Source organism: Rhodoferax sp., assembly GCF_010365055.1.
Classification (GTDB): Bacteria; Pseudomonadota; Gammaproteobacteria; order Burkholderiales; family Burkholderiaceae_C; genus Rhodoferax.
Genome location: NZ_JAAFHA010000165.1, coordinates 1 through 4,454 on the forward strand (window position 1 = coordinate 1; position 4,454 = coordinate 4,454).

Here is a 4,454-nt window from a genome sequence, read left to right on the forward strand (position 1 = left end):
AAGCCGATATAAACCCAGCCGCCGGCAAAAGCACACACGGTGTACGGCTTGTGGTCGCTGAAGGCCGTGGGAATCTGGTTGCACACAATGTCGCGCAGCACGCCCCCAAAAACGCCGGTGATGACACCCATCAGCACCGCCACCACGCTGGGCATCTGGACTTCGAGCGCCTGATGCACGCCATTGGCCGTGAACAGCCCCAAACCCAGGGCATCAGGCCACTGGATCGCGCTTTGGGTCAGCGCCAGATGCCGTTGTCGCAGAAACAACATGGCCAGCAGGCAAAGCCCCAACACGCCCCACAGCATCTCGACATGACGGACCCAGAAGAAGGGCCGCTGGTCCAACAGCAGATCGCGCAGCGTGCCGCCGCCAAAAGCCACCAGACAACCGACCACACAGACCCCGACGACGTCAAGCCGGCGCCGTGCCGCCTCCAAAACGCCCGACAATGCAAACGCCACCGTTCCGGCCAGCTCCACCAGCAGCCGCAGGGTTTCGCCCCAAAATTGAATATTGTTCATGTCAGGATTTTCGCGCCATGACCCTGCCCTTGTCGTTCCCCCTCATCACCGACCCCTATTTCTACGCGGTGACCATCCCCGCCGTGCTCCTGCTGGGGGTGAGCAAGAGCGGCTTTGGCGCCGGCTTTGGCTCGCTGGCCGTGCCCATGATGGCCCTGGCGGTCACGGTGCCCGAGGCGGCCGCCATTTTGATGCCGGTGCTGCTGCTGATGGACCTTCTTGGCCTAGCCGCCTTTCGCAAAGACTTTGACCTGAACCTGCTGAAGTTTCTGATCCCCTGCGGCCTGGTCGGCATCGTGATTGGGGCCTTGCTGTTCAAACTGCTGGATGCCCGCACTGTGGCGGGTCTGGTGGGCGTGTTCACGCTGGCGTTCCTGGCGCAGCGCCTGCTCTTCCCACCCAAACCCGACAGCGCGCCGCCACCGAAATGGCTGGGCGCGCTGCTGACGGCCACCTCCGGCTTTACCAGTTTCGTTGCCCATGCGGGCGGCCCGCCGATCAGCGCCTACGTGATTCCGCTGCGCCTGTCGCCGTTGAAGTTCACCGCCACCATGGCCTTCTTCTTCTTCGTCATCAACCTGGCCAAATGGATTCCGTACGGCTGGCTGGGCCTGCTCGACACCCGCAACATGGCGACCTCGCTGGTGTTGCTACCGATCGCCCCGATCGGCGTGTGGATCGGTGTGCTTATGGCCCGGCGCATCAACCCGCTGCTGTTTTACCGCCTGCTGTACCTGGGCATGTTCCTAACCGGCACCAAGCTGGTGTGGGACGCGCTGCGCTAATTGATTCCAAATAGATAGCGCATCAGGCAATAAGGACGAGGGCTACAGCCTGTTTTGATGTATAAAAAACCCAAAACGACCGTCCCGCTGCCTTGCCCCTTGCCTGCTGTCAGTCGTCGTTCATCACGAATTCCAGCTGACTCACGCGCAGCACGTCGCCGGCCTTGTTGCCCCTGAGCTTGACATTGACGCCATTTTTCAAATCGGCAAGCAGGCCATGACTCACATCGGCGTTGGTGAGGCCAGAGGCATCACAGCGCTGCCCTCGCACCACAAAATCTGCCACGCCTTTGAATGATTCGACCGTGCCTTTGAGCTCAACCGATTGCAGCGCTTGTTCATCTTCAACCTCCACCTTGGTGGCCTTGAGCACGCCCGACTGCCAAGTGCCATGCACCTCCACCCGCGTTCCCCTTTTGATCTGCATATTGAGGGGCGCAATGGCGCTGGCATCCACCACGATGTTGCCCAGCATGAAAGCGCTGGCCGAGGGCGTGTCGGTCACGAAGCCTTCAATTTCGACCTCAATCTTGGCGTCATCTGGCAACTGGCCAAGCAGCCCGGAGCCCAGCAACTTGACGTGCGCCACCGCCAGACTGCTACTGGCATCAGACCAGACACCTTGAACCCGCAGCAACGACCCGTCGACCAGCACGTCCGCCATCGAACCCGTGAGCAGCAAGCCGTTGAGTGAGCGCTGCGAGCCCGCCACGTGGACCACGCCGGTGCTAACCCTGTCCAAGACCATGCCCATCGGGCGCACCTCAACACGGGTGGCGGTCCAGCGGCTGCCATCCGCGCCTGCCTGCAGGCCCCACACCGTCACCACCTGTTGGGGTACCAGGTCCGACGCCAGAGCAACGCCGTAAAACGACGTATCGGGGTTGGTTTGCACCGTCATACCCGCCACGGAGAACTCGGCAAACTCGGCGACGGTGCCATCGGCACGCTGGGAGCTCTGCGTCACCCTCGGTACTTGCAGCACCGGGCCCTGCGCAATCGACCAGACCTCGATGTGGCTGGCCGTTCCCAGGGTCGGGTCGGCCCCGCGCTCGCCCTGAACGCTGGCCACCATGCCCACCCGCAAATCAGCAGAAGTGGCTGAATCGCCGTCCATCTGTACGTCGGCCAGCCCATCGTCGAACTTGATGCTGTTGACGATCACGCTGCCAAAACCAGAAATCGAGCCTTGGGTGTAGATGCCGGTGCCGCCGGTGCCGGGCAGCGCGGCCGTGCTGACCCCACTGCCGCCACCGCAGCCGCTCACGGCAGAGGCGGCCAGGGCCAGCCAGTGGCGCCGGGTCAAATAAAGGTTCGGTTGTGAGGGTTTGCTCATGGTGCAGGCTTTCTCTTGTCTTGACTTCTCTTCTTTGCCGCTGGCTTGGCCGCAGGCCGCAGTTCGGGCGGCGGCTCTGGCGTCGCCTGCAGTGCGTCATGGAAATACACGCCGAATCGCACCCGGTGTTTGGGGCCGGTATCGGCCTGACTGCGCTGCTCGGCCACCGTGGCCGTCTGCAAGAACTGGCGCAAGCTGCTGGCCCACAGGCGCCGCGCCTGCTGCTGCAGTTGCGCCGCCTGCTCGGCCGACAAATCCTGCGAAAAAGCACTTTGCTCCAGCATCAAAGGCCCCTGCCGATCAGGCGCCAGATTGTGCACTGCCGCCGCAAGGTGTTCGCTGACATTGGTGGCCAGAAAATGGAATGATTCGTCCAGCCCCTCGTGCGGCACAAAAGCGCTGGTCTTCAGGGCCACGTAGCCATCGTCCTGCAACTCCACCACGCCCAGGCGCGCCAGCTCGTCGAGCACGGCGCGCGCGCCGACATCGCGGCTGACTTCAGCCACCAGCGTGGTGAAGTCGGGCTCGCCCACGCCGCTGCGCCCCGGGGTGCGTGCCAAGGGCCGAGCGCTCTGGTCGGCGTTCAAAAACCGGGGCTCGCTGATCCAGCGCGCCACCACCGAGGCCGCCACCGGCACCAGGGGCACCGCCGTGCTGGCGCTCACCGGCGCCTCGCGCAACCGTTTCACATCCTTGCGGTGCACGCCCGTCAACAACGCAATGCGGCTGTCGGAGCTGCCTTTGTCGGCCAGGCCAAAAGTCGCCGTCGCCTCGCGCACGAGTTCATTTTTCAGGAGTTCCACCATCGACGGCAGTTGCAGTCCGTGGTCGATCATCAAGCGCGCCAAGGGCTGCAACACCCGCGCCATCGCTTGCGCCGCCAGCGCCGGCTCTGGCAAGCCGGGGGCACGCGGCGCCGCAGATGGCGCAGCGGGTCCGAGCTTGCTCAGCGGTTTGATGGTTTTTTCTTTCACTGGGCGCATTGTGCCCGAACAAACAATTACACAAGAATTTTGGGGTTTTTTCCCAAATTAGTATTTAATCCGGTTGACATAACTGGCGAGATAACTGACATTAATGGGAAATATTCCCAAAATAAAAGACCAAATTCTCACCACGCTCTCGTTTTAACCACCTCTGGAGTCTCACCATGAAAATTTCCAATTCTCAATTCACGCTCGGCCTGATCGCCGCAGCCGTCGTCTCCCTCACTGCCTGCGGTGGCGGTGGTTCAGTTGACGCCAACGGCAACACCACGGCGGTAACCACCACCGTCATGGACGGACTGATCTACAACGCCCTGGTCTGTGTGGACAGCAACAACGACGGCGTGTGTCAAAGCACCGAAACACAAGGGCGCACCGACGAAGCCGGCAAGGTGACGCTGCAGATCGCCACCACCGAATTCGCCACTGCCAAGCTCATTGCCATGGTCGGCACCGATGCCACCGACATGGACTTCCCGGATGTCAAGGTGCCCACCGCCTACGTCTTGAGAACCTCGGCCGGCAAGCACAGCGTGATCAGCCCATTGACCGACATGGTGCAAACCAAGATGGACCTCGACGACAAGAAATCCTTCGAACAGGCTGAACACGAGGTCAAAGTCGAACAGGGCCTGGACCTCAGCGTTTCCGTCACGGTCAATTTTGTGGCGAACCGGGACAAGGATGCGTACAAGAAGGCCAGCGACCGGGCGCGTGAGCACGTGCTTGAAATTCAGAAGTCCAAGGACGAACTGAGCAAGCTCCATTGCGAGCACGACGATGACGAAGACAGTGACGACGACCGCATCCGCAAGATGCTGGC

Annotated in this window: 4 protein-coding genes and 1 pseudogene; 2 read left to right on the plus strand and 3 right to left on the minus strand. The window is 61.9% G+C overall.

Features of this window, described 5'->3' with window-relative positions; genetic code table 11:
* A partial coding sequence (locus GZ093_RS20290; RefSeq protein WP_296489500.1) for a TRIC cation channel family protein occupies positions 1-524 on the minus strand: 524 nt, incomplete at its 3' end.
* Between the two features lie 29 nt (positions 525-553).
* On the opposite strand from GZ093_RS20290, the gene GZ093_RS20295 reads away from it, so the two are divergent.
* Positions 554-1,309: a sulfite exporter TauE/SafE family protein gene (locus tag GZ093_RS20295; RefSeq protein WP_296489503.1), complete on the plus strand. Its 756-nt coding sequence runs from the start codon at positions 554-556 to the stop codon at positions 1,307-1,309.
* Positions 1,310-1,418: 109 nt separating this feature from the next.
* On the opposite strand, the gene GZ093_RS20300 is transcribed toward GZ093_RS20295, so the two are convergent.
* Entirely contained in the window at positions 1,419-2,645 is a 1,227-nt protein-coding gene (locus tag GZ093_RS20300) for a DUF5666 domain-containing protein (RefSeq protein WP_296489501.1), read from the minus strand.
* Positions 2,642-3,619: a DUF6502 family protein gene (locus GZ093_RS20305; RefSeq protein ID WP_296489502.1), complete on the minus strand. Its 978-nt coding sequence runs from the start codon at positions 3,617-3,619 to the stop codon at positions 2,642-2,644. The genes GZ093_RS20300 and GZ093_RS20305 overlap by 4 nt, the downstream gene beginning before the upstream one ends.
* Before the next feature lie 176 nt (positions 3,620-3,795).
* Between GZ093_RS20305 and GZ093_RS20310 the strand changes: the two are divergent.
* Positions 3,796-4,454, plus strand: a pseudogene (locus GZ093_RS20310) (hypothetical protein); the annotation flags it as partial.

What these genes read in the sequence shown, in the direction of transcription:
- GZ093_RS20300 (WP_296489501.1), bottom strand. Translation starts at nt 2,645, where the DNA reads ATGAGCAAACCCTCACAACCGAACCTTTATTTGACCCGGCGCCACTGG.